This is a genomic window from Opitutus sp. (assembly GCA_024998815.1).
Taxonomy (GTDB): domain Bacteria; phylum Verrucomicrobiota; class Verrucomicrobiia; order Opitutales; family Opitutaceae; genus Rariglobus.
Genome location: JACEUQ010000002.1, coordinates 781,905 through 805,718, shown reverse-complemented (window position 1 = coordinate 805,718; position 23,814 = coordinate 781,905). Strand labels below are relative to the sequence as shown.

Annotated in this window: 24 protein-coding genes; 11 read left to right on the top strand and 13 right to left on the bottom strand. The window is 63.3% G+C overall.

The features are described 5' to 3' along the window. Positions 1-292 precede the first annotated feature (292 nt). From carA to H2170_11260, 4 genes are all read left to right on the top strand, one after another. Positions 293-1,465 carry a glutamine-hydrolyzing carbamoyl-phosphate synthase small subunit gene (gene carA / locus H2170_11275; protein ID MCS6300660.1) on the top strand — a complete coding sequence of 391 codons (1,173 nt, stop codon included), beginning with the start codon at positions 293-295 and terminating at the stop codon, positions 1,463-1,465. A gap of 160 nt (positions 1,466-1,625) precedes the next feature. Beyond that, complete coding sequence (locus H2170_11270) at positions 1,626-1,823, top strand: hypothetical protein (GenBank protein MCS6300659.1); 198 nt, start codon at positions 1,626-1,628, stop codon at positions 1,821-1,823. A gap of 34 nt (positions 1,824-1,857) precedes the next feature. Further along, complete coding sequence (locus tag H2170_11265) at positions 1,858-3,447, top strand: transposase (GenBank protein MCS6300658.1); 1,590 nt, start codon at positions 1,858-1,860, stop codon at positions 3,445-3,447. 110 nt (positions 3,448-3,557) lie between these two features. Then, on the top strand, positions 3,558-3,956 hold the full coding sequence (locus H2170_11260; protein MCS6300657.1) for a hypothetical protein: 399 nt from the start codon (positions 3,558-3,560) through the stop codon (positions 3,954-3,956). Positions 3,957-4,286: 330 nt separating this feature from the next. On the opposite strand, the gene kdsB is transcribed toward H2170_11260, so the two are convergent. Next, complete coding sequence (kdsB, locus tag H2170_11255; GenBank protein MCS6300656.1) at positions 4,287-5,033, bottom strand: 3-deoxy-manno-octulosonate cytidylyltransferase; 747 nt, start codon at positions 5,031-5,033, stop codon at positions 4,287-4,289. Positions 5,034-5,105: 72 nt separating this feature from the next. Here kdsB and H2170_11250 point away from each other — a divergent pair, with 72 nt between their 5' ends. Further along, positions 5,106-5,405, top strand: a complete 300-nt coding sequence (locus tag H2170_11250) for an HPr family phosphocarrier protein (protein MCS6300655.1) — start codon at positions 5,106-5,108, stop codon at positions 5,403-5,405. A gap of 380 nt (positions 5,406-5,785) precedes the next feature. On the opposite strand, the gene H2170_11245 is transcribed toward H2170_11250, so the two are convergent. The 3 genes from H2170_11245 to H2170_11235 all read right to left on the bottom strand — a co-directional run bounded on the left by H2170_11245 (position 5,786) and on the right by H2170_11235 (position 8,731). Continuing rightward, positions 5,786-6,775, bottom strand: a complete 990-nt coding sequence (locus tag H2170_11245; GenBank protein MCS6300654.1) for a malate dehydrogenase — start codon at positions 6,773-6,775, stop codon at positions 5,786-5,788. A 133-nt stretch (positions 6,776-6,908) separates the two neighbouring features. Continuing rightward, on the bottom strand, positions 6,909-7,343 hold the full coding sequence (locus H2170_11240) for a hypothetical protein (GenBank protein MCS6300653.1): 435 nt from the start codon (positions 7,341-7,343) through the stop codon (positions 6,909-6,911). Between the two features lie 47 nt (positions 7,344-7,390). Beyond that, positions 7,391-8,731: an ISAs1 family transposase gene (locus H2170_11235; GenBank protein ID MCS6300652.1), complete on the bottom strand. Its 1,341-nt coding sequence runs from the start codon at positions 8,729-8,731 to the stop codon at positions 7,391-7,393. A gap of 215 nt (positions 8,732-8,946) precedes the next feature. Here H2170_11235 and pap point away from each other — a divergent pair, with 215 nt between their 5' ends. From pap to H2170_11220, 3 genes are all read left to right on the top strand, one after another. Then, positions 8,947-10,431 (top strand): polyphosphate:AMP phosphotransferase, encoded by a 1,485-nt coding sequence (gene pap / locus H2170_11230; GenBank protein MCS6300651.1) that lies wholly within the window; start codon positions 8,947-8,949, stop codon positions 10,429-10,431. 154 nt (positions 10,432-10,585) lie between these two features. After that, positions 10,586-11,047 (top strand): DUF5069 domain-containing protein, encoded by a 462-nt coding sequence (locus H2170_11225; GenBank protein MCS6300650.1) that lies wholly within the window; start codon positions 10,586-10,588, stop codon positions 11,045-11,047. A 59-nt stretch (positions 11,048-11,106) separates the two neighbouring features. Then, on the top strand, positions 11,107-11,445 hold the full coding sequence (locus tag H2170_11220; protein MCS6300649.1) for a hypothetical protein: 339 nt from the start codon (positions 11,107-11,109) through the stop codon (positions 11,443-11,445). A 207-nt stretch (positions 11,446-11,652) separates the two neighbouring features. Here H2170_11220 and H2170_11215 read toward each other — a convergent pair whose 3' ends face one another. The 6 genes from H2170_11215 to H2170_11190 all read right to left on the bottom strand — a co-directional run bounded on the left by H2170_11215 (position 11,653) and on the right by H2170_11190 (position 16,998). Beyond that, positions 11,653-11,838 (bottom strand): hypothetical protein, encoded by a 186-nt coding sequence (locus tag H2170_11215; protein MCS6300648.1) that lies wholly within the window; start codon positions 11,836-11,838, stop codon positions 11,653-11,655. 336 nt (positions 11,839-12,174) lie between these two features. Further along, entirely contained in the window at positions 12,175-12,900 is a 726-nt protein-coding gene (locus H2170_11210) for a lipoate--protein ligase family protein (GenBank protein MCS6300647.1), read from the bottom strand. Positions 12,901-13,070: 170 nt separating this feature from the next. Next, entirely contained in the window at positions 13,071-14,000 is a 930-nt protein-coding gene (locus tag H2170_11205; protein ID MCS6300646.1) for an SDR family oxidoreductase, read from the bottom strand. Positions 14,001-14,174: 174 nt separating this feature from the next. Continuing rightward, the gene (locus H2170_11200) at positions 14,175-15,800 is read right to left on the bottom strand and encodes a PAS domain S-box protein (protein ID MCS6300645.1); all 1,626 of its coding nucleotides are present in this window, start codon (positions 15,798-15,800) and stop codon (positions 14,175-14,177) included. Positions 15,801-15,815: 15 nt separating this feature from the next. Beyond that, positions 15,816-16,457 (bottom strand): pyridoxamine 5'-phosphate oxidase, encoded by a 642-nt coding sequence (gene pdxH / locus H2170_11195; GenBank protein ID MCS6300644.1) that lies wholly within the window; start codon positions 16,455-16,457, stop codon positions 15,816-15,818. Between the two features lie 43 nt (positions 16,458-16,500). Next, entirely contained in the window at positions 16,501-16,998 is a 498-nt protein-coding gene (locus tag H2170_11190) for a cupin domain-containing protein (protein MCS6300643.1), read from the bottom strand. 156 nt (positions 16,999-17,154) lie between these two features. Between H2170_11190 and H2170_11185 the strand changes: the two genes are divergently transcribed. Both H2170_11185 and H2170_11180 read left to right on the top strand, forming a co-directional pair. Beyond that, positions 17,155-18,744, top strand: a complete 1,590-nt coding sequence (locus tag H2170_11185; protein MCS6300642.1) for a transposase — start codon at positions 17,155-17,157, stop codon at positions 18,742-18,744. A gap of 274 nt (positions 18,745-19,018) precedes the next feature. Beyond that, positions 19,019-19,327: a DUF3817 domain-containing protein gene (locus H2170_11180; protein MCS6300641.1), complete on the top strand. Its 309-nt coding sequence runs from the start codon at positions 19,019-19,021 to the stop codon at positions 19,325-19,327. Here H2170_11180 and H2170_11175 read toward each other — a convergent pair. Genes H2170_11175 through H2170_11165 form a run of 3 tightly spaced genes read right to left on the bottom strand, consistent with a single transcriptional unit; the run spans position 19,311 to position 22,873 of the window. Then, positions 19,311-21,509: a thioredoxin family protein gene (locus H2170_11175; GenBank protein MCS6300640.1), complete on the bottom strand. Its 2,199-nt coding sequence runs from the start codon at positions 21,507-21,509 to the stop codon at positions 19,311-19,313. The genes H2170_11180 and H2170_11175 overlap by 17 nt on opposite strands. Before the next feature lie 14 nt (positions 21,510-21,523). Further along, positions 21,524-22,267 (bottom strand): hypothetical protein, encoded by a 744-nt coding sequence (locus tag H2170_11170; GenBank protein ID MCS6300639.1) that lies wholly within the window; start codon positions 22,265-22,267, stop codon positions 21,524-21,526. Between the two features lie 54 nt (positions 22,268-22,321). Continuing rightward, positions 22,322-22,873 (bottom strand): adenine phosphoribosyltransferase, encoded by a 552-nt coding sequence (locus H2170_11165; GenBank protein MCS6300638.1) that lies wholly within the window; start codon positions 22,871-22,873, stop codon positions 22,322-22,324. 243 nt (positions 22,874-23,116) lie between these two features. On the opposite strand from H2170_11165, the gene H2170_11160 reads away from it, so the two are divergent. Further along, positions 23,117-23,731, top strand: coding sequence for a flavin reductase family protein (locus H2170_11160; GenBank protein MCS6300637.1), 615 nt, complete (start codon positions 23,117-23,119; stop codon positions 23,729-23,731). Positions 23,732-23,814 lie beyond the last annotated feature (83 nt).

The following is a 23,814-nucleotide window of genomic DNA, read 5'->3' as shown; positions in this document are numbered from 1 at the left end:
GGTGGTACCAGACGAGTCCCAGACTACCTTGGGGCGTCCGGATCGAATATGGGTTCGTTAACCCAAATGTGGGCCGAGGAGGGAACCTTTCACCCCATAGGGTGGGTCTAAGGCCGAGTTTTGGCCCCTTTCGCTCCCCGTGTCCTCGTATTCCTCCCCTACGTGTGCCGGCCCTCCCGCCACCGAGCGGGGTGACGCCCGCGCCTGGAAAAGGTGGAGAAAATCCCGCTCTGCGGTTTTTTTTAAAAACCCCTTGGCAGGCGCGACCCGACACCTTTTCGTCCTTTTTTAAATGTCCACGTTCAAACCTGCAGTCCTCGCCCTCGAAGATGGTTCCGTGTTTCGCGGCCGCGCCTTTGGCGCCGATGCCACGATCGCGGGCGAATGCGTGTTCAACACGTCCATGACCGGCTATCAGGAGATCATCACCGATCCCTCATATTACGGCCAAATCGTCACCATGACCTCGCCGATGATCGGTAACTACGGGGTCAACGACGAGGACACCGAGGCCTCCGTGCCCCGCGCCAGCGGCTTGGTCGTGCGCGAACTCTCCCCCATCGTCAGCAACTGGCGCAGCCAGTCCTCCCTCGACGCCTACCTGCGCAAGTACGGCATCCCCGGCATCAGCGAGGTCGACACCCGCGCCCTCACCAAAAAGCTCCGCGTCGATGGCGCGATGAAGTGCTGCCTTTCCACCCTCGCGCTCACCGACGCCGAGGCGGTCGCCCGCGCCAAGGCCTGGCACGACATGGCTGGCAGCGACTACGTTAAGGACACCACCTGCAAAGAGCCTTACCTGTGGCGCGCCGATGATGCTGCCAACCACAACGCCGTTTACGTGCCCGCCGGCACCACCTTCGGCCTGCCCCACACGCCCGCCAAGCGCTTCACCATCGCGGCCTTCGATTTCGGCGCCAAGCACTCCATTTTCCGCAAGCTGGTCAACCACGGCTTCGACGTAAAAGTGTTCCCCGCCACTGCCACCGCCGAGCAGATCAAAGAGCACGCGCCCGACGGCGTTTTCCTCTCCAACGGTCCCGGCGACCCATCCGCGCTCGGTTACATCCACCGCACCGTCACGGGCCTGCTGCCGCATTACCCGATTTTCGGCATCTGCCTAGGCCATCAGATGATCACCCACGCGGTGGGCGGCACCACCTTTAAGCTCAAGTTCGGCCATCGCGGCGGCAACCAGCCGGTGAAAAACCTCGAAACGGGAAAAGTCTCCATCACCGCGCAAAACCACGGCTTCGCCACCGATCCGCTGTCGTTGGCCAAGGGCGGCGCGATCGTCACGGAGATCAATCTTAACGACAACACGGTCGAGGGCCTGCGCCACAAGGAGCTGCCCGTCTTTTCGGTGCAGTATCACCCCGAAGCCGCACCCGGCCCGAACGACGCTGACCCGCTGTTCACCGACTTCTACAACCTGATTGAGAAGCGCAAGGCCGGTAAAATCTAAGCGCTTGATTAAAGCCGCCCCACCGCCGGGCGGCTTTTTTGTGCGCGCCCGAGCCCGCCCCCTCGCCGAGCCCCTAGCTCCGAAAAGTAGCGCAGACTTCCAGTCTGCTAGGGGGCCAATGCAGACTGGAAGTCTGCGCTACGCCGCGACTTCGCTTCACATGAAAAAACTCCTGGTCTTCTCCCTTCTCGCGTTCGCCGCTTGGTTTTACTGGCACGAACCGGAGGCGAAGTGGCGCGGCATGCCTGCGGCGCACGACCCCGTCCAATCCGACGTCGCGCTGCCTCGGCCCTTTAACCACGGCGACAACACGATCACCCCGCTGGCCTATTATCCTAAATCCGGCAATAGAAACTAGCCAAAAATCACGCAGGTGATTGTTTGGCTGTCATATGCCGCCGTTTTTACCGCCGGAAAAAGCTCACCCCGAGGGTGAGTCAGAAAACCCTGATCACAAGGCAACGCCAAGCGATGCCGCCGAGGTGTTGATTGTGGATACACCCGGAGGACGTTTTCGTGCGCAGTTCGCCCCAGAGTTGCCGGTGAGCCCCTTGGGGGCACTGGTGTTTTTCACGCAGTACTTGTGTGCGACAGGAGGCTTCGAGGCACTGGTTGCGGACACGCCGCTTTGTTACAGCAGCAACCGCGCACACCGCCCTCGCGACGTGATTGGAACCCTGCTTTTGGGGATGCTCTCCGGGCACTATCGCTACGCGCACCTCGCGGCCCTGCGCGGCGACGACATTGCCCCGAGCCTGCTCGGACTTAAGTCGATTGTCAGCGAGGATTGTGTGCGCCGGGCGCTGGCTCGCATCGGTGCCGAGCAGGGGCAGGACTGGTTGCGGCGTCACCTCGACCAAACCTGTCATGGGTTTTTGGATAACCAGTGGATCCTCGACATCGATGTCACCATCAAGCCCATCTATGGACGTCAGGAAGGTGCCAGCATCGGCTATAACCCGCAAAAGCCCGGACGCCCCAGCCACGCCTACCACACCTACTGGATCGCCACCTTGCGCCTGTGTCTGGACGTGGAGGTGCACCCCGGCGATCAATCCGCCGCCGGACATGGTTTTGCGGGGCTGTGGGCGCTCATCGACCGACTGCCAGCCGAGCGCCGGCCCCATCTTTTGCGCGGTGACTGCGCCTATGGCCAGGAGGCGCTGCTCAGTGAAGCTGAAGCGCGTAAACTCAACTATTTGTTCAAACTGCGCCGCACCGCCAAGGCCCGCGAGCTGGTGGCCGCGCTTGAACGCACCACCACCACCGCTTGGACCGACGCCGGACAAGGCTGGCAGGGCTGCGAAAGCTGCCTGCGCCTGCAAGGCTGGAACCGGGCCCGACGTGTGGTGGTCTTGCGCCGTCGCCTCAACGACCAACGCCACCCCCGGGCCCGCCGCCGCCTCGTGCGCGAGCAAGCCGACCACGCTTTGCTGCTGAACATCCCCGACGCGGCCGCCTGCGAGCCGATCATCTACGAACATCAGATCCTCGTTACGAGCCTGCCCTACGAGATCCTTACCCTTGCCACCCTGTATCGGGAACGTGGGGGCGCGGAAAACCCCTTCGACGAGCTCAAGAACCAGTGGAGCTGGTCGGGGTTTACCTCCCAGGAGCTAAACTCCTGTCAGCACGCCGCGCGTTTGGCCGCACTGGTTTACAACTGGTGGACGCTCTATCACCGCCTGCTTCAACCCGGTCAGCACCACGAGGCGGTGAGTACACGTCCCCGTCTGCTCTGCGGAGCGACCCGGCAGAGCGAACACTCCGGTCAACGCCGCCTGGACGTGCGCTTGAGCCATGCCGAGGCACCTCGCCTGAGTGAACTCATCACAAAGCTGGCCAGATGGTTACATGGTATCCTTCATAATGCGGAGCAATGGAGTGTCGCCCAGCGCTGGGGGCAAATCGTAGCGAGGATTTTACAGGAAAACTTCCCTGTACTCGGCCCTGAACCGCCTTTGGCCACCGCCCCAAGCTGATCGCGCTTCCGTTCAGCCTGCCGCAGCACTCTCCACCCTCATCTATCCGACGGGCAACGCCCGCCGGCCGCACTTTCTATTGCCGGATTTAGGATTATTCGATCAAGGCCGTGGTGCTCTCCCGCCAGCGTTACCGCTACGATGCCGCTGCGGAGGTGGCGCCGCTGGACCTCGCGCTTGGCTGGGGCCCCATGTCCACCGCCGCCGTGATCAACGCACTGAGCATCTCCCAATCGGGCCGCTGGTATGAGTACTCCTGGTCCGGCCAAGAACCTCTGCCTCCCGATCAGATCGCCTGCCACTCCGCCAACACCCACTGCCTGCCCGCCACCCCCGAAATCCGCCGGCAACTGCTGGCGATTAAACGCCACGACGTGGTGACCCTCGACGGCTTTTTGGTCGAGGTCACCAAGCCGGGTGGCGGCGACCCCTGGCGTTCGTCGCTCAGCCGGACCGACACCCGCGGCGGCGCCTGCGAAATCATGTGGATCACGGCGATCAAACGGTGAGGGGCGCGGATCTCCGGCCGCAATCGTTCTCCTACTCCTACTCTTACTCCTACTCGTTCTCTAGCCCGGCGTATTTTCCGGCCTCTGGCGCGGACGACACTGAGGTCGGCCCTCGTGTATCGGACTTAACTCCGGTTTCGAAATCCGGGCCTTTCGGGCGAATTCGCGTTCGAGGTGAGCTGAATGAAATCGGTTCCTGGAGCTGCGGATTCCTTGGGGTAAACATCCTTGAGCTCACGCTCAAGGCCACGGGGAGTGTGTCAACGAAGGGTGTGGCCTTGAGCGTGAGCTCAAGGATGCGGCGAGACTCGACTTGAGCGCTCCGCAGTATCAGCCCAGCCACTGCTCAAACTTGACCGCATCCTCTGGCGTATCGACGCCGATGGTCGGGTCGTTGGTCACCCCGCAGCGGATCTCGTAACCGTTTTCCAAAACCCGCAGTTGCTCCAGTTTTTCCAGCTGCTCGTAGCGCCCCAGCGGCAAGCGGGCGAAGCGTTCGATGAGGTCGGCTTTGTACGCGTAGAGGCCGAGGTGTTTGAAGCACGGGTTGGCCTGTACCCAGGCGTCGTCGACCACGCCGGCGCGGTCGCGGCCATAGGGAATCGGCGCGCGGGAGAAATAAAGTGCACGTCCGTCGCCTGGCGCGAAGACCACTTTGACCTGATTGGGGTTGTTGAAATCCGCCGCCGTGGTGAACGGCGTGCCCAACGTGGCCATCGCCGCCGTGCCGCTGATCAGCTCGGCCAGGGTCAAAATCTGAGCTCGGGTCACCAGCGGCTCGTCGGCCTGCACGTTGATAACCTGGTCGGCCTGCACGGTGCGGTTGGCCTCGGCGATGCGGTCGGTACCGCTCTGGTGTTGCACCCCGGTGAGGATCGCGGTGAACCCGGCCGCACGCAGCGGGGCCGCCAACAACTCGTCGTCCACGGCGAAAAAAAGCGGGAATTCCGGGGCTTCCTGGCGGATGCGCTCGGCCACCCACAGCAGCAACGGACGCCCCTTGATGAGGTGTAACAGTTTGCGGGGGAAGCGCGTGGATTCGAGCCGGCAGGGAACGATGATCGCGGTCTTGGACATGGTGGGGCAAACGCTGGGGTTCCGGTTTTGGGGTTGCAAGCCGTCGCCTCGCGCCGGACTCTGCTTAGGCAAATGGCAATGGATAAAACTACTACTACCCCCAGCCCGAATGTGAAGGAACTGGTTGTTCAGAACAAAATGGGCATTCACGCACGCCCGGCGGCCATGATCGTGCGTATCACCAACAAATTTAAGGCCGACGTTTTTGTCAAAAAAGACGAGGAGCAGGTTAACGGTAAGTCCATCATGGGCTTGATGATGCTCGCTGCCGGCAAAGGTTCGAAGGTCAAGTTCCTCGCCACCGGCGACGACGCCCCGCAGATGCTCACCGAGCTCGAACAGCTCTTCACGCGCAAGTTCGACGAGGCCTGACTGGCCACGGAACGGGTTGACCCAAAAACCCCGAATTGAAGCAGGCGGCCCCAAGCGGGCCGCCTTTTTTGTGGCCGCTTGGGGGGCGACGTGAGCGTCGAAGTGCTCGTCGGCATCCGGAAACGGAGTCGGAGTCGAGAACGAGTAAGAGTAGGAGAACGAGAACGATTGCGGAGGGACGACCTCCGTGTCGTCCGTGTTCGCAAAGTAGCGCAGACTTCCAGTCTGCTCCGGCAATCGCCCGAGGCAGACTGGGAAGTCTGCGCTACTTTTTTCGGCCGCCCGATCCAGCCCACCCCAAGGTGGCCCCTCACCTCGCACAAAAAAACGGCGCCCGGGGAGGGCGCCGTTTTTGCGAGGGATGCTCGGGATGGGGGCGATTAGCCCTTGATCATGTCGATGACGGCGGCGCGCTCTTCGACCAGCTCTTTGTTGGTGAGGGCGATCTTCGACTTGGCGAATTCGCACATCTCATAACCGGTGATGACCTCGTAGCTGCCGGGCGTGGTGGTGCGCACGGGCATACCGGCCCAGACTTCGGGGTCGAAGCCGTAGCGGCCTTCGGACTTCACCGCGACGGAGTGGATGGCACCGGGGGTCACTAGACTGTGCACGTGGTCGACGAGGGCGTTGGCGGCCGAGGCGGCCGACGAGAGGCCGCGGGCGGCGATGATCGCGGCGCCGCGTTTGCCGACGGTCTCAAGGAACGGGCCGGTGAGCCATTCCTTGTCGTTGATCACGTCGATGGCCGACTTACCGCCGATGGAGGCGTGGGCGAAGGCGGGGAACATGGTCGGGCTGTGGTTACCGTAAATGAAGATGTCTTTGACGGCGGTGAGGGCGACGCCGGCCTTCTTGGCCAACTGGGCCTGGGCGCGGTTCTGGTCGAGGCGCACCATGGCGGTGAAGCGATCGGCGGTGAGGCGCTTGGCCTGCGAGGCGGCGATCATACAGTTCGTGTTGGCGGGGTTACCCACCACGGCGACGCGGGCGTCGGCAGCGGCGACCTCGTCTATGATCTTACCTTGGCCGATGAAAATCTTGCCGTTGTCCTTAAGGAGATCGGCGCGCTCCATGCCGGGTCCGCGGGGCTTGGCGCCGACCAGCAGTGACCAGTTGGCGTCTTTAAAACCAACGCGCGGGTCGTCGGTTAGGACCATGCTTTGCAGCAGGGGGAAGGCACAGTCGTCGAGTTCCATGGCGACGCCTTCAAGCGCCTTCATGGCCTTTTCAAAAGGCACCTCGATGAGTTGCAGGATGACCGGTTGGTCGGGGCCGAACATCGCGCCGGAGGCGATGCGGAACAATAGCGAGTAGGAGATCTGACCGGCTGCTCCGGTCACGGCGACGCGAATGGGTTGTTTGCTCATGCGGGCAAAAACCTAGGGCGAAAATAGGGCGGGTGACACGCACCAAATTCCCTTATTGCTGCGCAGTTTTTATCCGCAAAATGTGACTGTGCCAAGCTTTGCTTGGGCTTCGTCCCGGAAACTCAGCGCCGATTCATAGCGGGAAGTTTACCGAGGTAAGTGCGCGGAGCGCGCGACGGTCATGATTTTCGGACATGTGGGCGATAAAGTCGGAGGTATAAAGGTGGCGTTTTTTAGTTCGTTGACCGCGCCAGTGCATGAACAGGCTGTTGGCCCAGCGGTTGAACATGCCGTGGATGCGCACCGCGTTCGGGCGGCGTAATCGGCAGCGATCATCCTGGCGCGAGGCGTCGAGGCGGGCATGCAAACCGGTCTCGATTCCCCAGTGCGCAATGTTGACCTCCAGCCATTGGGCGGGAGTCAACTCGGCGGCGGGGCGACTGGTGATCAGCGCCACGGTCTCGGTGGGCTTGCCGTGGCGTTTTCGGCAGATTCTCGCGGCTTGCGCCACCAGGGGGAAGCAGGCGCTTTCCGCGCTCAACTCGCGCGCCACCAGGGTGCGCGTCACGGGGTGCTTCTTTTCCTGGGTGGTACGTTGCTCGGCAGCGGGATCTTTTAACGGGTCAAAAAAGGGGCGCCCGGATCGGGCACTTGCGCTGCTACGATTTTCTGCAAGCCGGGCTGATTGCCTTTGACGGTGAACAGGTAGTCGCCGCCATGCTCCAGTACGATCGCCCGCGCGGTGTCCGCCTGGGTATGCAGGGCATCAAGGCTCACGAGTTTATCGACCAAATCGAGTCTCTCACACAGGGCGCGGGCGGCGGGAATCTCGTTACTTTTTTCGGCGACGACCTCGCTGCCGAGATAAAACAAGCTCGGCGAGGTAACCGCGGTCACGACGTTTTGTCCGCCGCTGTGCTTGGGGACTTTGCCGTCGATGACCACGATCTCGCTGTCGGGGGGCTCGCCTCGCACCTGACGTTGGTGGGCGAGTAAAACCTCCTCGATGCGCGAGGCCTGAACGCGGGCGAACAGCCGACTAAAGGTGGGCTGGCTGGGAGCGCCGTATTTGCCGCGGCGGCGGATCACCCCGAGGGCTTGGCGTTGGACCGGGGAGAGCCGGCGGGCGAAAGCGGCCAGGTCACGTTGGCCGCGGGGTGCTCCGGCCAGATAGGCCGCCGCCGTGATCGCCAGCAGCGCGTGCAAGGGATAGGCCCCGATGTAGGCGCGGTATTCAGGCACTTGCCGGAAGGCCTCCGCCAGGCTGATTAAATCGGGGGCCTTCAGGGTACTTCGCACCGGAACTTTCGCCTCCACCGCAGCCAGCGAGGGTTTGATCTGCCCTGCCTGAAGAGCTCTCCGGGCCCGGGGCTCCAGCTCGCGCACAAACAAGCGCTTGGGCTTGGCGTGGTGCTCGTAGTAATCGCGCGACTTACGCGTGTTGCCCTTGGTCAGGCCCAACTCGGTCCACCCGGATGCCTTGTATACACTTCCCGTAAAACGCTCGGGGTCGACGAAGGTTTCCACGACGAGCACGGGGTGCTCGTAACGCGACTGCCAGTCGGCACTGAGCCGGCCGAGCACCCGGCTCAAAACCGCCGAGCCCAAGTTGGGCACCGCCGGCTTGGGCAGCAGCAGGAACCGCACGTTGTTGACCACCAGCGCCAATCGGCGTCGGCGCTGTTCGCCACTCCAGCCAATCCACGCCTCCCGGCCGCGCAGGTGCAGCGCCGCCGCCGCAAACACCAGCACCGCCACCCAGGTGCCCTGCGCATCGCTCACCGCGTACAGCAGCCGCTCGCCCACCGGTTTCACCGCGCCCAGATAGTGATGCTCCTCAAGCAGCCCCTGCGCTCGGGCGTTTAACTCGGGGCTGTCTAGCACCTGCACCTGCAAGTGGCGCAGCGAAATCACCTCCCCTTGGGGGTTCGACGGGTTCGTTTCGGCCGGCATCATTCACCCAGCCAAAATGATTTCCTAGGGCTTGTCCCGCTTATTCCGCTCCTTTGTTAGTATTCAGGTGTTTAGCTGTTCAATGAATCGGCGGTGCCGGAAACTCTGCTGTTTTGGTAGCACTTTTCGCGCGTGTATTTTAACGCCCCCGCCAAACCCTCGGCGGATAGTAAACACGGCTCGACACGCTGCTGGGGCGAAGCCTCTATTCTCGGCTCATGACCCAAGAGATTCCGGCCCCTCGATTGACTAAAAAAATCTACGAAGAGCGGGTCCCGGCTTTACGGGAGAAGCTCGTTCAGTTGCAGGTTCGGCTCAAGGCAGCGCCGACCAAGGTTCTGCTCATTTTCGCTGGCGAGGAAGGCGGTGGCCGTGGCGAGGTGATCAACACCCTGAGCGCCTGGCTCGACCCGCGCGGGGTGGAGACCGTCGCCTTTCGTGAACCCTCCGACGAGGAGCGCGAGCGCCCCTTGATGTGGCGGTTTTGGCGCTGCCTGCCGTCGTATGGCCGCCTGGGGGTTTTTGCCGGCTCATGGTACACCGAGCTTTTGCGCGCCCAGGCTGGCGACGTACCCAAGCCTGCGCATATCGAGCGCCACCTCGGCCACATTCGGGCCTTTGAGAAACTCCTCTCCGATAACGGCACGCTCATCATCAAAATCTGGCTCCACCTTTCCGAGTCCGACCAGCGCCGGCGCCTCGACGAACTGGCCGACAATCCCGATACGGCTTGGCGAGTGACCGATGAGGCTCGCCGGCATCATCGCAACCATGCCCGGATCGCCCAGTCTACTACTCGTTTACGCGAGGAAACCCACCGCACCGGAGCCCCTTGGGTGGTCATCGATGCGGCGGATTCCCGCAAGCGGAACCTCGAGGTCGCCGCCCTTTTGGTGAGTCAACTGGAGGCACATTTACAGCGCTTCGATGCGCCCCGGGTCCGGGTGCCAGCGCCCAGTGTTCCTGTCTCGCTGCGGCCGGATGGACTGGCGGGTTTGCTTGCTCTGCCGCTGGACCAGAAATTGTCATCGGAAGACTACGAGGCCAAGCGCGAGAAGTGGTTGGGTCGCCTCAACCGCGCTACCCGCGCCGCCCAGAAAGCGCAGCGCTCCATCGTTTTTGTATTCGAAGGTTGGGATGCGGCGGGCAAAGGCGGGGCGATTCGGCGTCTGACGAGCGCGATTGATGCCCAGGATTATCGGGTAATTCCCGTGGCCAAGCCCACGGACGAGGAAAATGCTCATCACTACCTGTGGCGTTTCTGGCGCCACCTGCCGCGAGCTGGGCTCACCTCGATTTACGACCGCTCCTGGTACGGGCGGGTGCTTGTTGAGCGCCTCGAGGGCTTTTGCAGCGAGGCCGAATGGCGCCGGGCCTACGACGAGATCAACGACTTTGAGGGCCAATTGACCGAGCACGGCACCATTGTGATCAAGTTCTGGATGCACGTCAGCCAGGAGGAGCAATTGCGGCGCTTTCGTGAGCGCGAGCAGACGGCCTACAAGCAGCATAAAATTAACGACGAGGACTGGCGTAACCGGAATAAATGGGCCGCCTACGAGATTGCCGTCGGCGATATGCTGGCGCTTACCGCGACCACCGATGCGCCTTGGCACCTCGTTCCCGCGAATGACAAACGCCACGCTCGGCTCCAGATTCTGCGCACTTCGGTGAAGGCTATCGAAGCTGCCCTCGGTCTTTAATGCCGGAGGCGGTCACATTCAAAGCACCGCACTACCTCAGAGCTCAATCCGACAAGATCAATGTTACCGCCTCTGGAGACGGAGCAGCGCTCGTCCTTCGTCGGGGCGCAGAAAGGAGTTTTCAAGCGCCCCGCACTCGGGTCCAGTAACCCCCATGTTGTCCAAACCCATTCCCGGTTCGACCGGAGAGGTGCTCACCTGCCTGCCTTCGCCCTACCAACCGCACCCGGCGACCGGCCTGCTCTACCTGCCCCGGTTCCTGGCCAAGTGCGCCTACGTAAAAGCCCACGGCGCGCTCCCGGCCAGCTACGCCAAGAACTACAAGCGTGGCCTCGACCGCTTCCTCTGTATGCACCTGGGCGTCGAGCCGGCTGCGGTGGAAAAAATCGTCCATACGGCAACGACTGCCGCGGAGATTGAGGCCGGTCTCCTCGCGCTCTTCCCTGCCGACGTGCGCGCGATAAAATGGAACCGCGAACTCGTGCAAAAGGGGCTGACCCCGGCCGGGCGTGAGTTCTTAAAAGAGGCCCTCACCGCCATGGGCTGCGCCGACCGCGCCGAGCAGATCATCAGTGTCCCTGACCTGATCGACTTCGACGAAGGCCGCATCGAGTAGGCTTCCTTCGCAACCGCCAGTTGCGTCCGTGCAAACCTTCCCCGTAGTTTCCCTTCATCATGATCAAAGGACAGAAAGTCGTCTGCACCAACGATAGCTTCGTCGCGGTGGTCCGCGCCATCTACAAGCAGCTCCCGGTAAAGGGTTCGACCTACACCATTCGAGAGGTGTTTCTCGGCCGGGAAAAGGTCGTCAAAGGCGGCGATAGCGCCACCGTGGGCTTGCTGCTCACCGAGCTGGTTAACCCCACCGATCCGTTTCACGCGGGCCAGCAAGAACTGGGTTTTTCCTCCGAGCGGTTTGCCCCGTTGGAGCAGGTTCCCGAGGAGCACGCCGAGGAGTTGGAGGCGGTCGGTGCAGGCAATGACAAGGGTAAGGGCGGGTACTGGATGGATTGAACTGTAGCGCCTTAACGAGCTCCGCAGGCGGTCTGGAGTAGCGCAGGCTTCCAGCCTGCATTTCAGCTCTGAGGCAGACTGGAAGTCCGCGCTACTTTTCGGAGGTAATCCGGCCGTTTCGGGCTTCAATAACGACTGATGCAGGCACAAAAAAGCCGCCCGAAAATCGGGCGGCTTTTTCCTTAAAAAGGCAGCGAGACGGGCTCGTTACTTCTTCTTGGCGACGACGGCCTTCTTGGCAGCTACGACGGGCTTCTTGGCGACGACAGCCTTCTTAGCGGCGACGACGGGCTTCTTAGCAGCGACGGCCTTCTTGGCGACGACAGCCTTCTTGGCAGCGACGGGCTTCTTGGCAGCGACAACTTTCTTAACGGTCTTGGTGGCTTTGGCCATGGGATGTTCCTGTATGGATTTTAGGTTCTGGTAGGACGCCCGAAAGTGGTTTCGGGCGTTTGGCGCATTATGCGCCGCGCGTGGCGAGCATCAGTGAGTCTTTTATAAATGCAAGTGCCCAGTGAGCGAAAAGGGGTGTTTTTACGCAAAAACGGCGGGCTTTTTGGGCCTGCATCCTTTTTTTCGATACGGCGTTTTTGGGCGCGGTTGATGGCCTTCAGTGGCGGCGGTTGTGGCCGGTTTCGTTCCCTTCAAAACGGTCGAATTCGTGTCGGCTCGGAAAGGGATTTCTCCTCCTAAAACGGGGCGCTTGAGGCCTTCGTTGCCCGCCGGCGATCAGCGGTATTCTAGCCAGCCGGTTTCGGAGTATTGCTCGACCAGCCCGTCCATTTCGCCCTCTGCAAATTCCGGCCACGGGCTGGTTAGCGCTTCGGCCCCGAGAGTTTCACCGAGGCGGGTAGTGAAGGCCTCGGTGAAGGCATCCCAGTCCACTTCGCCCAGTGCCGACTTGGCGATGCTGCCCTGAAACAAGAGCCCGTGCTTGGTTCGTTTCTGCGCCGCCCCGGCGACTTTGGCGCCGGTCTCGGCATGGAGTACGTCGTAGAGTTCTGGGCGGATGAAGCAGACGGTGGGCGCGCTGGTGGGTTCACCTGAGCAGGCGGAGTCACAGCGTTCTTTCAGCACTACGGGCTGACCTTGGGCCTGGAGGGCGGCCACCAAATCGGCGTGGACCCGGCGGTAGCTCTCGGTGGCGCGGGCATCGTAGAGTGGTTGGCCTCGCGGGATGACCAAGGCGAAGGTCCAGTCATCGCGGTGATCCACCACGCCGCCACCGGTGGGCCGACGGGTGATGTCCAAGTGCTCGTCGGGGGCGAGGGCCTTGAGTTGCTCGCGCACATAGGCGATTTTTTGGCCGAAGCCGAACGTCACGGCGGGCATGCGCCAGCTGTAATGGCGAAACCGGGCGCTTTCCGGGGCAGGGTAGCGGTTCAGCAGCAGGAAGTCCGCCGCCATGTTTTCCGCGGCACCGGCGGTCCGCTCAGGAAGGATGTGGAGCTGCATGGTTTTTGGGGGAATCGGGCTCTTACTCGGGCTCTTACTCTTACTCGTTCTCCTGCTCCTAAGCGTTCTAGGATCTGGCGGATGGAGCCGAGGCTGGCTGGAGCTCGGCGTTGGGATGAGGAATCGAGAACGAGTAGGAGTAGGAGAACGAGAACGATTGGGGGTGGCGGTTACGCGCTGAAATACCAGGCGCGGCAGGCGGGCGGGATGATGAACTGGTCGAGTTGCGCGGCAAAGGTCTCGATCGGGGTTTTGACCACGCCGGCCAGGGGTTTGAGGTCGAGCCCCAGGCGGGCGGGGCGTTTTGAGGCTGCCCTCGGGTCATCGGCGCGGGAGAGCGCGAGAAGTGGCGCGGAGGTTTCACTTAACTTGAAATGCGCGCGGATGCGGCGGGCGAGTTCGTGGCGGGAAAGCAGGTCGGCGCCGGCCCAGTGAAACACCCCGCGCACGTCGTTGCGTTCGAGGATTTCGACCATCAGCTCGGCGAGGTTGCCCGCCGTGCAGGGCTGGCGGAATTCGTCGGTGTACACGTGCGGGGTCTGGCCCGCAGCCCAGGCTGCAAACAGGCGCTCGTGCAGGCTGCGTTGCGCAGTGAGGCTGTTGCCGCTGAGCAACGGGACGCGCAGCGTGACCGACATGAGGGGCGCTGCGGTCAGCACCAGGCGTTCGCTTTCGGCCTTCTGGCGGGCGTAAAGGTTGAACGGTTTAACCGTGCTTTTAACCGTGTAGGGTTCGGCGCTGGTGCCATCGAAAACCTGCTCGGACGAGAGGTGAATGAGCTTGGCGCTCAGGTGGTGGGCGAGCCGTGCTAGTTGCTCGGGCAGGGCGACGTTGAGGGCTTGGGCGCGGGCTGGATCGGCATCGCACTGGGCGGGTTCGGAAATGGCCGCGCAGTTGACGATGGCCTCGGGGAAGGTCTCCAGGACGACTGCGGTGAGCGCGGCCTCATCGGTCAGGTCGAGGGCGCGTTTCTCGGCTAGTCCGGGAACGGTTCCGGCGTAGGTGCCGACTAAACCGATAACGTGGTGGCCGCGACGGGTGGCGGCTTGGGCGAAGGCGCTGCCAACAAGTCCGGAGGCGCCGGTGAGCAAGATTTTCATGAGCGGGGGCGGGGGAGGCGTGGGGCTTTAATACTCATTAGCTTTCAAGTTGAGGTTTACGGAATCCCTGAGCTCACGCTCAAGGCCACACGCTTCGCGAACAAACTCATAGTGGCCTTAGGCGTGAGCTCAGGGTGTTTCCCCAAGGTATCCGCTTCCCATAAACTAGGGTAATTAATCTCGTTTTGATCGCGAATGAGCATGGGCGGGGCTTTTCCGGTGGATGGCGGGTGCGGATTCCGGTTGAGGCGAGGGTTCGTCGAGTACGGCGCGCACGGTCTGCAAGAGCGTGCTCATCGCGTAGGGTTTGGGAAGCGTGCGGTGGCCGTGCGCCACCACGCCGGCGCGGGTCGGAGTGGACTTGGCGTCCGTGGCGATCAGGCGCAGTTCGGGGTGGCGGGCCTGCAGCGTACCGGCGAGTTTCGCGCCTTCAGCCGGGTTGAGTTCGCCGATGAGCAGGTGCACCGGTTTGCCGTGGCGAAGCACGAGCGGCAGCGCGGCACTGGCACGCGGGGCCGTGAGGACCGTGTAACCATCGGCAGTGAGAATGCCGCCGACCATCTTGGCGACAACGAGGTCGGCTTCGACCAGCAGCACGGTTTCCTTGCCTCGGGTCGAGGGCAGCGGCCCGAGCGAGGTGGGTTGTTGCGACAACGCCTCGGTTACCTCGGGGAGTAGAATTTCGAAGCAGGATCCCTCGCCCGGGGCGCTGCGCACACAGATAAATCCGCCGCTTTGCTGCACCACGCCGTAAACCAAGGCGAGGCCGAGGCCGGTGCCCTGGCCGTGCGGCTTGGTGGTGAAAAAGGGTTCGAAGAGCTGGGCCTGGATCACCTCGTCCATGCCGCGTCCGTCGTCCTGAACGCTCAGCTTGAGATAACGCCCAGGAGCGGGGGCGTCGCGGCGGGCGTGGCCGGTGGGGGAAACCGTGTGGTTGGCGCTTCGCAGGGTGACCCGCCCGCCGACGTCCATGGCGTCACGGGCATTAAGCGTGAGATTGAGCAGCACCTGCTGAAGCTGAGCAGGCTCCACGCACACGTGATCGGTGGTGGCGGCGAGGTCGAGGGAGAGCGATTTATCCGCCCCGAGGAGCTTGGCCAAGATGCCGGCGTTGTCTGCAACCAGTTGGTTCAAGCTCACGACCAGAGGCGTCATGGATTGACGGCGGCTGAAGGCGAGCAGTTGACGAACCAAGCCGGCGGCCTCGATGCCTGCGCGGTGAATCTCGCCGAGCTCGCGGGCGGCCTCGCGCAGGGCGGGTTTTGCACCCAGGATTTCGGAGTAGCCGTTGATCACCGAGAGCAGGTTGTTGAAGTCGTGCGCCACACCGCCCGCCAAGCGGTTGACCGCCTCCAGGCGCTGCGAGTGGATTAGGTCTTCTTGCAGGCGGCGCTTCGCGGTTAGGTCGCGGTAGGTGACGGCGACGTGGGTGACGCGCCCTCGTGGATCGGTGACAAGGCTGTAGGTCCAAGTCGCGTAAAGCGGGCCGCCCTCGCGGCGCTTCAGGTAACCTTCGCCGGTGAGCGTCTCAGCAGGGTTGGGGTCGGTGCGCCAGCGGCGCAGTGCCGCCAGCGAGCGTTGATCGGCGTGGAGGTGGCCGTGGGGTTGACCGCGCAGCTCGGCGGTGGACCAGCCCGTCAGCGCGCACAGGCTGGCGTTGGCAAAAACGACGGGAAATCCACCCCGTTGCCAGCAGGCACTGGCGATGAGCACGCCTTCGCCCAGGGTGGCGAGGGCCGCGGCGAGAAGGCGGTCGGACGGGCGCGAGCTCGGGCGTTTTTTAGCGGAGGCGACAGGCACGGTTAACGCGAAGGTTCAGGGGGCGAGCCGTTCGATAATCCACTCCCCGCCGACAGCGTCACGGCGGTAACGCATGCGGTCATGCAGGCGACTGCGGCGGCCCTGCCAGAACTCGATGCTTTTCGGCGTCAGGCGATAGCCGCCCCAGGCGGGAGGCAGCGGGATCTCGGCGCCTGCGTGGGTTTTCTCCAAGGCCTTTAACGAGTCTTCCAGAATTGAGCGGCCGGTGATGATGGAACTCTGCTGCGATACCCACGCCCCGAGCTGGCTGGCCCGCGGCCGACTGTGGAAATACGCAGCACTCTCCTCGCGGCTGACCTGGCTGAGCTCGCCCTCGACGATGACCTGCCGCTCCAACGCCAGCCAGGGGAACAGGAGTGTGGCGCGGGGGTTCTCGGCGAGTTCGCGGCCCTTGCGGCTTTCGTAGTTGGTAAAAAAAACAAAGCCACGTCCATCGAGTCCCTTGAGTAATACGGTACGAGCCGAGGGTCGGCCCTCGCGCGTCGAGGTGGCGAGCGTCATGGCATTCGGCTCGATGACCTGGGCCGCCTCGGCTTGTTGGAACCACTGCTCGAATTGGCGGATGGGGTCACGGGCGAGGTCTTTTTCCAACAAGCCCGACAAGCTGTAGTCTTTGCGGAGATCGGCGAGAGACATGGTTTAGGGGGTGAAGATGCGCGGCGAGGTGGCCCTGTCAAAATCAACGTGTAAGTGCGCGAATCTCCTCTGCCCAAAGCGGAAAGGCCGAGGTTAACGGGGTGCGTTCACCGAGGCGGAATTCACGCTCGTCCCAAGCCGGGCTCAGGGTGCAGCCGAGCAAGGCCCAACGGCCGCCGGGGGCCAGTCGCGCGCCCTGCCACGCACCAGCCGGCACCACGAGCAGCGGCCGCTGGCCATTCAGTATTTCGGGGCCAAGCCGGGTTTTGGTGCCGTTGCCGGTGGCCGGATCGAGGCACAGGTGCTCGGCTGGATCGCCTGCATAAAAGTGCCAAAGCTCCTCAGTGCTCAGGGAGTGGAGGGCGGAAAAACCTTTGGGCGTGAGCAGAAAATAAATCGCGGATCCGGCTGCCCGCCCGTTCGGCAGGCACAGGGCGCTGCGGTAGGCCGGGCGGAAAAAGCCGCCCTCGTTGGGCAACGCTTCGAGTTGGAGCGCGGCAATGATCGCGGCAGCGGTGGGGTGGAGCGTCTCGGCAGTCATAGGTGCGCTCAGGTTTCCTCAAAGTAGCGCAGACTTCCAGTCTGCTGAGTGCGATTGGCTTTCACGCCAAGCCACCGATCCAAAGTGTCACCTATTAGCCTAAATCCGGCAATAGAAACTAGCCAAAAATCACGCAGGTGATTGTTTGGCTGTCATATGCCGCCGTTTTTACCGCCGGAAAAAGCTCACCCCGAGGGTGAGTCAGAAAACCCTGATCACAAGGCAACGCCAAGCGATGCCGCCGAGGTGTTGATTGTGGATACACCCGGAGGACGTTTTCGTGCGCAGTTCGCCCCAGAGTTGCCGGTGAGCCCCTTGGGGGCACTGGTGTTTTTCACGCAGTACTTGTGTGCGACAGGAGGCTTCGAGGCACTGGTTGCGGACACGCCGCTTTGTTACAGCAGCAACCGCGCACACCGCCCTCGCGACGTGATTGGAACCCTGCTTTTGGGGATGCTCTCCGGGCACTATCGCTACGCGCACCTCGCGGCCCTGCGCGGCGACGACATTGCCCCGAGCCTGCTCGGACTTAAGTCGATTGTCAGCGAGGATTGTGTGCGCCGGGCGCTGGCTCGCATCGGTGCCGAGCAGGGGCAGGACTGGTTGCGGCGTCACCTCGACCAAACCTGTCATGGGTTTTTGGATAACCAGTGGATCCTCGACATCGATGTCACCATCAAGCCCATCTATGGACGTCAGGAAGGTGCCAGCATCGGCTATAACCCGCAAAAGCCCGGACGCCCCAGCCACGCCTACCACACCTACTGGATCGCCACCTTGCGCCTGTGTCTGGACGTGGAGGTGCACCCCGGCGATCAATCCGCCGCCGGACATGGTTTTGCGGGGCTGTGGGCGCTCATCGACCGACTGCCAGCCGAGCGCCGGCCCCATCTTTTGCGCGGTGACTGCGCCTATGGCCAGGAGGCGCTGCTCAGTGAAGCTGAAGCGCGTAAACTCAACTATTTGTTCAAACTGCGCCGCACCGCCAAGGCCCGCGAGCTGGTGGCCGCGCTTGAACGCACCACCACCACCGCTTGGACCGACGCCGGACAAGGCTGGCAGGGCTGCGAAAGCTGCCTGCGCCTGCAAGGCTGGAACCGGGCCCGACGTGTGGTGGTCTTGCGCCGTCGCCTCAACGACCAACGCCACCCCCGGGCCCGCCGCCGCCTCGTGCGCGAGCAAGCCGACCACGCTTTGCTGCTGAACATCCCCGACGCGGCCGCCTGCGAGCCGATCATCTACGAACATCAGATCCTCGTTACGAGCCTGCCCTACGAGATCCTTACCCTTGCCACCCTGTATCGGGAACGTGGGGGCGCGGAAAACCCCTTCGACGAGCTCAAGAACCAGTGGAGCTGGTCGGGGTTTACCTCCCAGGAGCTAAACTCCTGTCAGCACGCCGCGCGTTTGGCCGCACTGGTTTACAACTGGTGGACGCTCTATCACCGCCTGCTTCAACCCGGTCAGCACCACGAGGCGGTGAGTACACGTCCCCGTCTGCTCTGCGGAGCGACCCGGCAGAGCGAACACTCCGGTCAACGCCGCCTGGACGTGCGCTTGAGCCATGCCGAGGCACCTCGCCTGAGTGAACTCATCACAAAGCTGGCCAGATGGTTACATGGTATCCTTCATAATGCGGAGCAATGGAGTGTCGCCCAGCGCTGGGGGCAAATCGTAGCGAGGATTTTACAGGAAAACTTCCCTGTACTCGGCCCTGAACCGCCTTTGGCCACCGCCCCAAGCTGATCGCGCTTCCGTTCAGCCTGCCGCAGCACTCTCCACCCTCATCTATCCGACGGGCAACGCCCGCCGGCCGCACTTTCTATTGCCGGATTTAGGATTAGGTGACACTTTGGGCTGGGGCAAACTGGGGTTGCCGCTGCGAACAAGCCTGCGGGTTTTGGGGTTCCCGAAGAAAAGCCGTTCACTGCTAATCAAACAGCGGGCGCCGTGCTGCTGGCGCGAAACTGAAATCCGAAACTTGCCCTCGTTTACCGCCTGCTGCTCGATGCCGGGAATGATGATTTTTACTTCGCCACGCGGACGCCTGCGCTTGATCGGTTGGCTGGAGGGCACCTCGTTTCTCCTGCTGCTGGGGCTGGCCATGCCGCTAAAGTATTTCTGGGGCCAGCCGGAATGGGTGCGGGTGATCGGGATGGCGCACGGCGTCTTGTTTATCGCTTATCTCGCCGCCGCGCTTCAGGCCGCCATCGATGAGGGCTGGTCGGTGACGCGTACCGGGTTGGTCATGACCGCGAGCTTTCTGCCCTTCGGTACGTTTTATGTGGATGCTAAATGGCTCCGGGCTCCCTTCACGGTGCGCTCTTGAGGACGTCCAGCACGGTTCCGGGGGTGAGTAACTCGGGGAGCGCGATGGGTGCCGGTTTGCCAGGCAGATAAACGAGGTTAAAGGGCACCGCGCTGCGGTTCCACTTCGCCAACTCGGCGGTGATGCGTGGATCGGCGTCGGTCCAGTCGGCGCGCAGGGTAACCACCTCGCGCTCGCGGAAGGTTTTGAGCACCTCGGCTGAGCCGAAGACCACTTTCTTGTTGGTCTGGCAGGTGAAGCACCAGCGCGCGGTGAAATCGACGTACACCGGTTTGCCGTCCGCCACGGCCCGAGCCACCGCCTCGGGACTCCAGGTCTGCCAGACGATTTCGGTGGGCGCGCTGGGTCGCGGCCAGCCCAAGCCGAGTCCGAGTCCAAGCAGGATCAGCCCGCCGAGCACCCCAAGGCGGGCGCGCGCGGGAGTTGCGCTGTACGTGGCGTAGCGTCCGTACAGCCAGGTAGCCATGGCGATCACGGTCAGGCCAAGTAACACCGCGAGCAGCGCCGTGTCGTCGGCTTTGAGCTGCCCGGCCAACACCCAAATCAGGTAACCGACGGTCGCATACAGCGGGAACGCCATAGCTTGTTTAAAGGTTTCCATCCAAGCGCCGGGGCGGGGCAGCAGTTTGACCGCCTGCGGGAAAATCGAGAGCAGCAGGTAGGGTAGCGCCAAACCGACCGCGATGGCGGTGAACACGGCGAACGATTCGACCACCGGCAAGGCCAGCGCAGCGCCGAGAGCGGGCGCCAGAAACGGCGCGCTGCACGGGGTCGCCACCACGGTTGCGAGCACGCCGGTAAAAAACGAGCCGGTGAAGCCGCCCTGGGTTTGCAGGCCGGACCCGACGCCGACCGCGCGCAGGCCGAATTCAAACACCCCGCTCATGCTCAGCGCGAACACCAGCATCACCGCAGCCAGGGCAAAGACGAAGCCGGGCGACTGGAGTTGAAAGCCCCAACCGAGTTGGTCGCCACCAGCGCGCAACACCGCGAGCGCGCCCGCCAGCGTCCAGAACGAGAGCAACACCCCGCCGGCGAACGCGAGGCCGTGCAGCGTGACCTTGCGGCGGTCGGCTCCAGCCTGGTTAACGAAGCCGAGGATTTTTATCCCCAGAACCGGGAAGACGCACGGCATCAGGTTGAGGATCAGCCCGCCCACAAAAGCCAGCAGCAGGGTGCCGGCAAGGGTGTCCACCGCCACCGCCGCCTCGGGTGTGGCGCGGGTGACGCCGAAGCCGCCCGTCGTCGCCGCAGCCCCGTTTGCAGCCGTCGGGACGAGCGAGGCGGGCTCAATGGGGACGTCGATGCGCAATCCCGTGGCGGCCGGTTCGCCCTCGATGCGGAGCACGCCGATGAGCCGCGTGGGGGCGGCGGCGAGTTCCGGGGTGACGGGCAGGTCGAGGCTCAGCCATTCGCCGCCGATGCCGCTGGTGGCCGGCGAGGCGGTGGCGGCGCTGCCCGTGGAGTTCGACGCGGCGGGGCGCACGGTCTGGGGTTGGTCGAAGGCGATGGTCTCATCGTTGGCGAAAAACCACGGTTTTTGCGCCGGTGGAAGCGGCTGCGCGTCGGGGGCGGCGTGGGTGAGGCGCAGGTTGATCTTGTCGCCTTGGCGGGTGGCGCGAGCGGACAGCCCGGTTAACTCGCGCGGTTGGTCGGCGAGGGTTGCTGCGATGGCGGCGGCGTGAAGGGGATCGGCGGCGGGCGGGCTGGCCAAGATGGGCAGGGTGAGCGAGACGGTGGCTTTGCCCGGCACGCAGGTGTCGGCGCACATGAGCCAGCTGGCGTCGGCGGCGAGGGTGACGCTGCTGCCGGGGGGGAGGTCGGAGGGCGGGGTCAACGTGACGGGCAGGTAGAGGACGCCTTCGTAGCCGTTGCCGGCGATGGTGCCTTGTGGGTCGCTGATTACCTTGGGCAGCGGCCAGTGGATGGGCGAGGCGGTCCAGCCGGGCGGGAGTTTCCAGCTCAGTTGGGTGGGCAAACCGGTGCCGGGGTTGAGCCAGTAGGTGTGCCACGGCGCTTCGTGAACCAGCCGCAGGGCCACGGTGAGCGGGCGCCCGGGCTGCACCGACTCGTCGGCGGCGGTGAGCGAGGCCTCGACCTGTGCGCGGGCGGTGGGCCCGAACCAAGCGCAGATCGAGACGAAGAGCAGCAGGGCGAACGAACGAGAGGCGTGGAAGGTCATGGGAGTTGCGAGAGTTAACTGCTGAGACCCACGGGGGCCGAGGCAGTTGCGGGCAATGCGCTCGGTGCGCGGACGGAGCGGTTCAACATGTGGGCGAGCAGCAACGTGTAGAAGCACAGGACGATGTTTTGCAGCGGGAGTTGAAGGGGCGTGGGCAACGCGTAGATGATGCAAACCAGCGGCAGCCAGACGCCGAGGTTGGCGCACAGCAGCGGCAGAACGCGGCGGCCATACCAGCGAGGTTCGCGGAAGTCGGCCTTGAGGCGGGCGAGGCTGCAGCCGTGTTGGTACCAGAAATAAAAGACCGCCGTGGAGGGCACGGCCCAAATCGGGCAATAGATGAACTGGTCGATCACGGTTTTGGCGGTGACCGTTCCCACGTCCACGGCGTCGCCCAAGGTCAGCGCCAGGAAGCCGTACCACAGGCTCACCTCGATGCCCTTGTACGCCCAAAACGCGGTGTAAACGAAGCCGGCGCGCCAGCTGAGTTGTTCGCGGGTGGCGGGGGTGCTTTTGAGGTAGAGCAGGGGCAGCAAGCCGCCGAACAGGCCGGTAGAAAGGATGGCGAAGGACATTCCCATTCTGGCGCGCAATTCGCTGAGTTGGGCGAGCAACGCGTGGGTGGGGCCGTGCCAGTAGTAGCCGAGCACCACCACCAGCGCGAAGGCTTGCAGGGCGAGGCCGGGCACGAGGTTGGCGCGCGCGCTACGCAGGCCGGATTTCCAAGGAGCTTCGTCGAGGGGGACTGGGGCGGACATACAGTGGAGTTAACGTGCCGCCCGGATTTCCATCGGGCAAGCGGGAAGTGGGCGTTACTCCGTCTCCGAAAACCGGCAGAGCGCATGCACCGCGATACCTTCAGCGGCCAGCTTGGCCGAGCCGCCCAGCTCCGGCAGGTCGATCACCGCCGCCACACCCACCACCTCGGCACCCAGCGAGCGGACCAGTTTAGCCGCCGCCAGCACCGTGCCGCCTGTCGCAATCAGGTCGTCGACGATGAGCACGCGGTCGCCGGGCTTGCACGCGTCGGTGTGGATTTCAATGGAGGCTTTGCCGTACTCCAAGGCGTAGTCGGTGCCCACCGTGTCGAAGGGTAACTTGCCCTTCTTGCGCACCAGCATGAAGGGCTTGTTCAGTTGGTAAGCCAGCGCCCCGCCGAGGATAAACCCGCGCGCGTCCACCGCCGCCAGCAGGTTCACCCCGAGCCGGGTCGCATCCAGCGAAAAGCTTTCCACCAGAACGCGGAAGGCTTCCGGGTCGTGAAACAGGGTGGTGACATCGCGGAAGTTGATCCCGGCGTGCGGCCAGTTGCGGACGGTGCGAATGCGAGCTTTCAGGTAGGATTCGGTGTCGGGATAGGCCATGGGGAAAACGCCAACCGTGGCCGCTTCGCTTTTGGCGTGCGAGCCCGCTTTCAGGCCGAAAGGCGGTGAAAAAGTAGCGCAGACTTCCAGTCTGCTCGGCGTGGAAAAGCAGAAGCAGGCTGGAAGCCTGCGCTACTTTTATGCCCTTAAGCTCCACAAATAGACGCCTTGCGCTGCGTTAATCTTTGAGCGGTCGCGAGCTCGTGCGTTGCGTCACTTCGGTGCGGCCGACAAGGTGCCGCGATGCACCTCGATTTCACCGCGCTTTCTCCTCGTGACGCTTATAACTGGATGGCGGATACAATCACCCCCCGGCCAATCGCCTGGGTGTCCACGATCTCGCCCGACGGGCGCACCAATCTCGCCCCCTTTTCCTTTTTTAACGGCATCACCGGCAACCCGCCCACGCTGATGTTTTCGGCTGTCAACAACCGCGCCGGCGAAAAGAAGGACACCGTGCGCAATATCGAGGCGACCGGGCAATTTGTGGTGAATCTAGTTTCCCACGTCCTCACCGAAAAGATGAACGCCTGCGCCGCCCTGCTGCCGTACGGTGAGAGTGAGTTTGATAAATTCGGCATCGCCGCCGTCGCCTCGACGCAGGTGCGCCCGCCACGGGTGGCGGAGGCTCCGGTCGCCTTCGAGTGCCGACTGCACTCCATCGTGCCGATGGGCGAGGGCGCGGGAGCAGCCAGCGTGGTGTTTGGGCGCATCGTTGCCGCCTATGTGAGCGACGCGGTTCTCGGCGCCGCTGGGACGATTGATCCCGCCTTACTCGATACCGTCGGGCGGCTGGGCGGCGAAAACTACGTGACCACCCGCGACCGTTTTACCCTCAAGCGCCCCGATCGGCGCTGAGCGGCGATGGAGCCGAGCGCGGGTCGGTCCGCTGCAAGCCTGGCCGTGGCTGTCCTTAGGCGTGTTAGCGTTCAAGTTGAGGC

Bases quoted from the DNA above. Each gene is read 5' to 3' on its own strand.
- H2170_11235 (MCS6300652.1), bottom strand. From the start codon at position 8,731: ATGATGCCGGCCGAAACGAACCCGTCGAACCCCCAAGGGGAGGTGATT.
- pap (MCS6300651.1), top strand. From the start codon at position 8,947: ATGACCCAAGAGATTCCGGCCCCTCGATTGACTAAAAAAATCTACGAA.
- H2170_11270 (MCS6300659.1), top strand. From the start codon at position 1,626: ATGAAAAAACTCCTGGTCTTCTCCCTTCTCGCGTTCGCCGCTTGGTTT.
- H2170_11225 (MCS6300650.1), top strand. From the start codon at position 10,586: ATGTTGTCCAAACCCATTCCCGGTTCGACCGGAGAGGTGCTCACCTGC.
- pdxH (MCS6300644.1), bottom strand. From the start codon at position 16,457: ATGTCTCTCGCCGATCTCCGCAAAGACTACAGCTTGTCGGGCTTGTTG.
- H2170_11215 (MCS6300648.1), bottom strand. From the start codon at position 11,838: ATGGCCAAAGCCACCAAGACCGTTAAGAAAGTTGTCGCTGCCAAGAAG.
- H2170_11250 (MCS6300655.1), top strand. From the start codon at position 5,106: ATGGCAATGGATAAAACTACTACTACCCCCAGCCCGAATGTGAAGGAA.
- H2170_11210 (MCS6300647.1), bottom strand. From the start codon at position 12,900: ATGCAGCTCCACATCCTTCCTGAGCGGACCGCCGGTGCCGCGGAAAAC.
- H2170_11245 (MCS6300654.1), bottom strand. From the start codon at position 6,775: ATGAGCAAACAACCCATTCGCGTCGCCGTGACCGGAGCAGCCGGTCAG.
- H2170_11170 (MCS6300639.1), bottom strand. From the start codon at position 22,267: ATGTCCGCCCCAGTCCCCCTCGACGAAGCTCCTTGGAAATCCGGCCTG.
- H2170_11175 (MCS6300640.1), bottom strand. From the start codon at position 21,509: ATGACCTTCCACGCCTCTCGTTCGTTCGCCCTGCTGCTCTTCGTCTCG.
- H2170_11265 (MCS6300658.1), top strand. From the start codon at position 1,858: ATGCCGCCGTTTTTACCGCCGGAAAAAGCTCACCCCGAGGGTGAGTCA.
- H2170_11180 (MCS6300641.1), top strand. From the start codon at position 19,019: ATGATTTTTACTTCGCCACGCGGACGCCTGCGCTTGATCGGTTGGCTG.
- H2170_11205 (MCS6300646.1), bottom strand. From the start codon at position 14,000: ATGAAAATCTTGCTCACCGGCGCCTCCGGACTTGTTGGCAGCGCCTTC.
- H2170_11165 (MCS6300638.1), bottom strand. From the start codon at position 22,873: ATGGCCTATCCCGACACCGAATCCTACCTGAAAGCTCGCATTCGCACC.
- H2170_11185 (MCS6300642.1), top strand. From the start codon at position 17,155: ATGCCGCCGTTTTTACCGCCGGAAAAAGCTCACCCCGAGGGTGAGTCA.
- H2170_11220 (MCS6300649.1), top strand. From the start codon at position 11,107: ATGATCAAAGGACAGAAAGTCGTCTGCACCAACGATAGCTTCGTCGCG.
- H2170_11190 (MCS6300643.1), bottom strand. From the start codon at position 16,998: ATGACTGCCGAGACGCTCCACCCCACCGCTGCCGCGATCATTGCCGCG.
- H2170_11160 (MCS6300637.1), top strand. From the start codon at position 23,117: ATGCACCTCGATTTCACCGCGCTTTCTCCTCGTGACGCTTATAACTGG.
- carA (MCS6300660.1), top strand. From the start codon at position 293: ATGTCCACGTTCAAACCTGCAGTCCTCGCCCTCGAAGATGGTTCCGTG.
- kdsB (MCS6300656.1), bottom strand. From the start codon at position 5,033: ATGTCCAAGACCGCGATCATCGTTCCCTGCCGGCTCGAATCCACGCGC.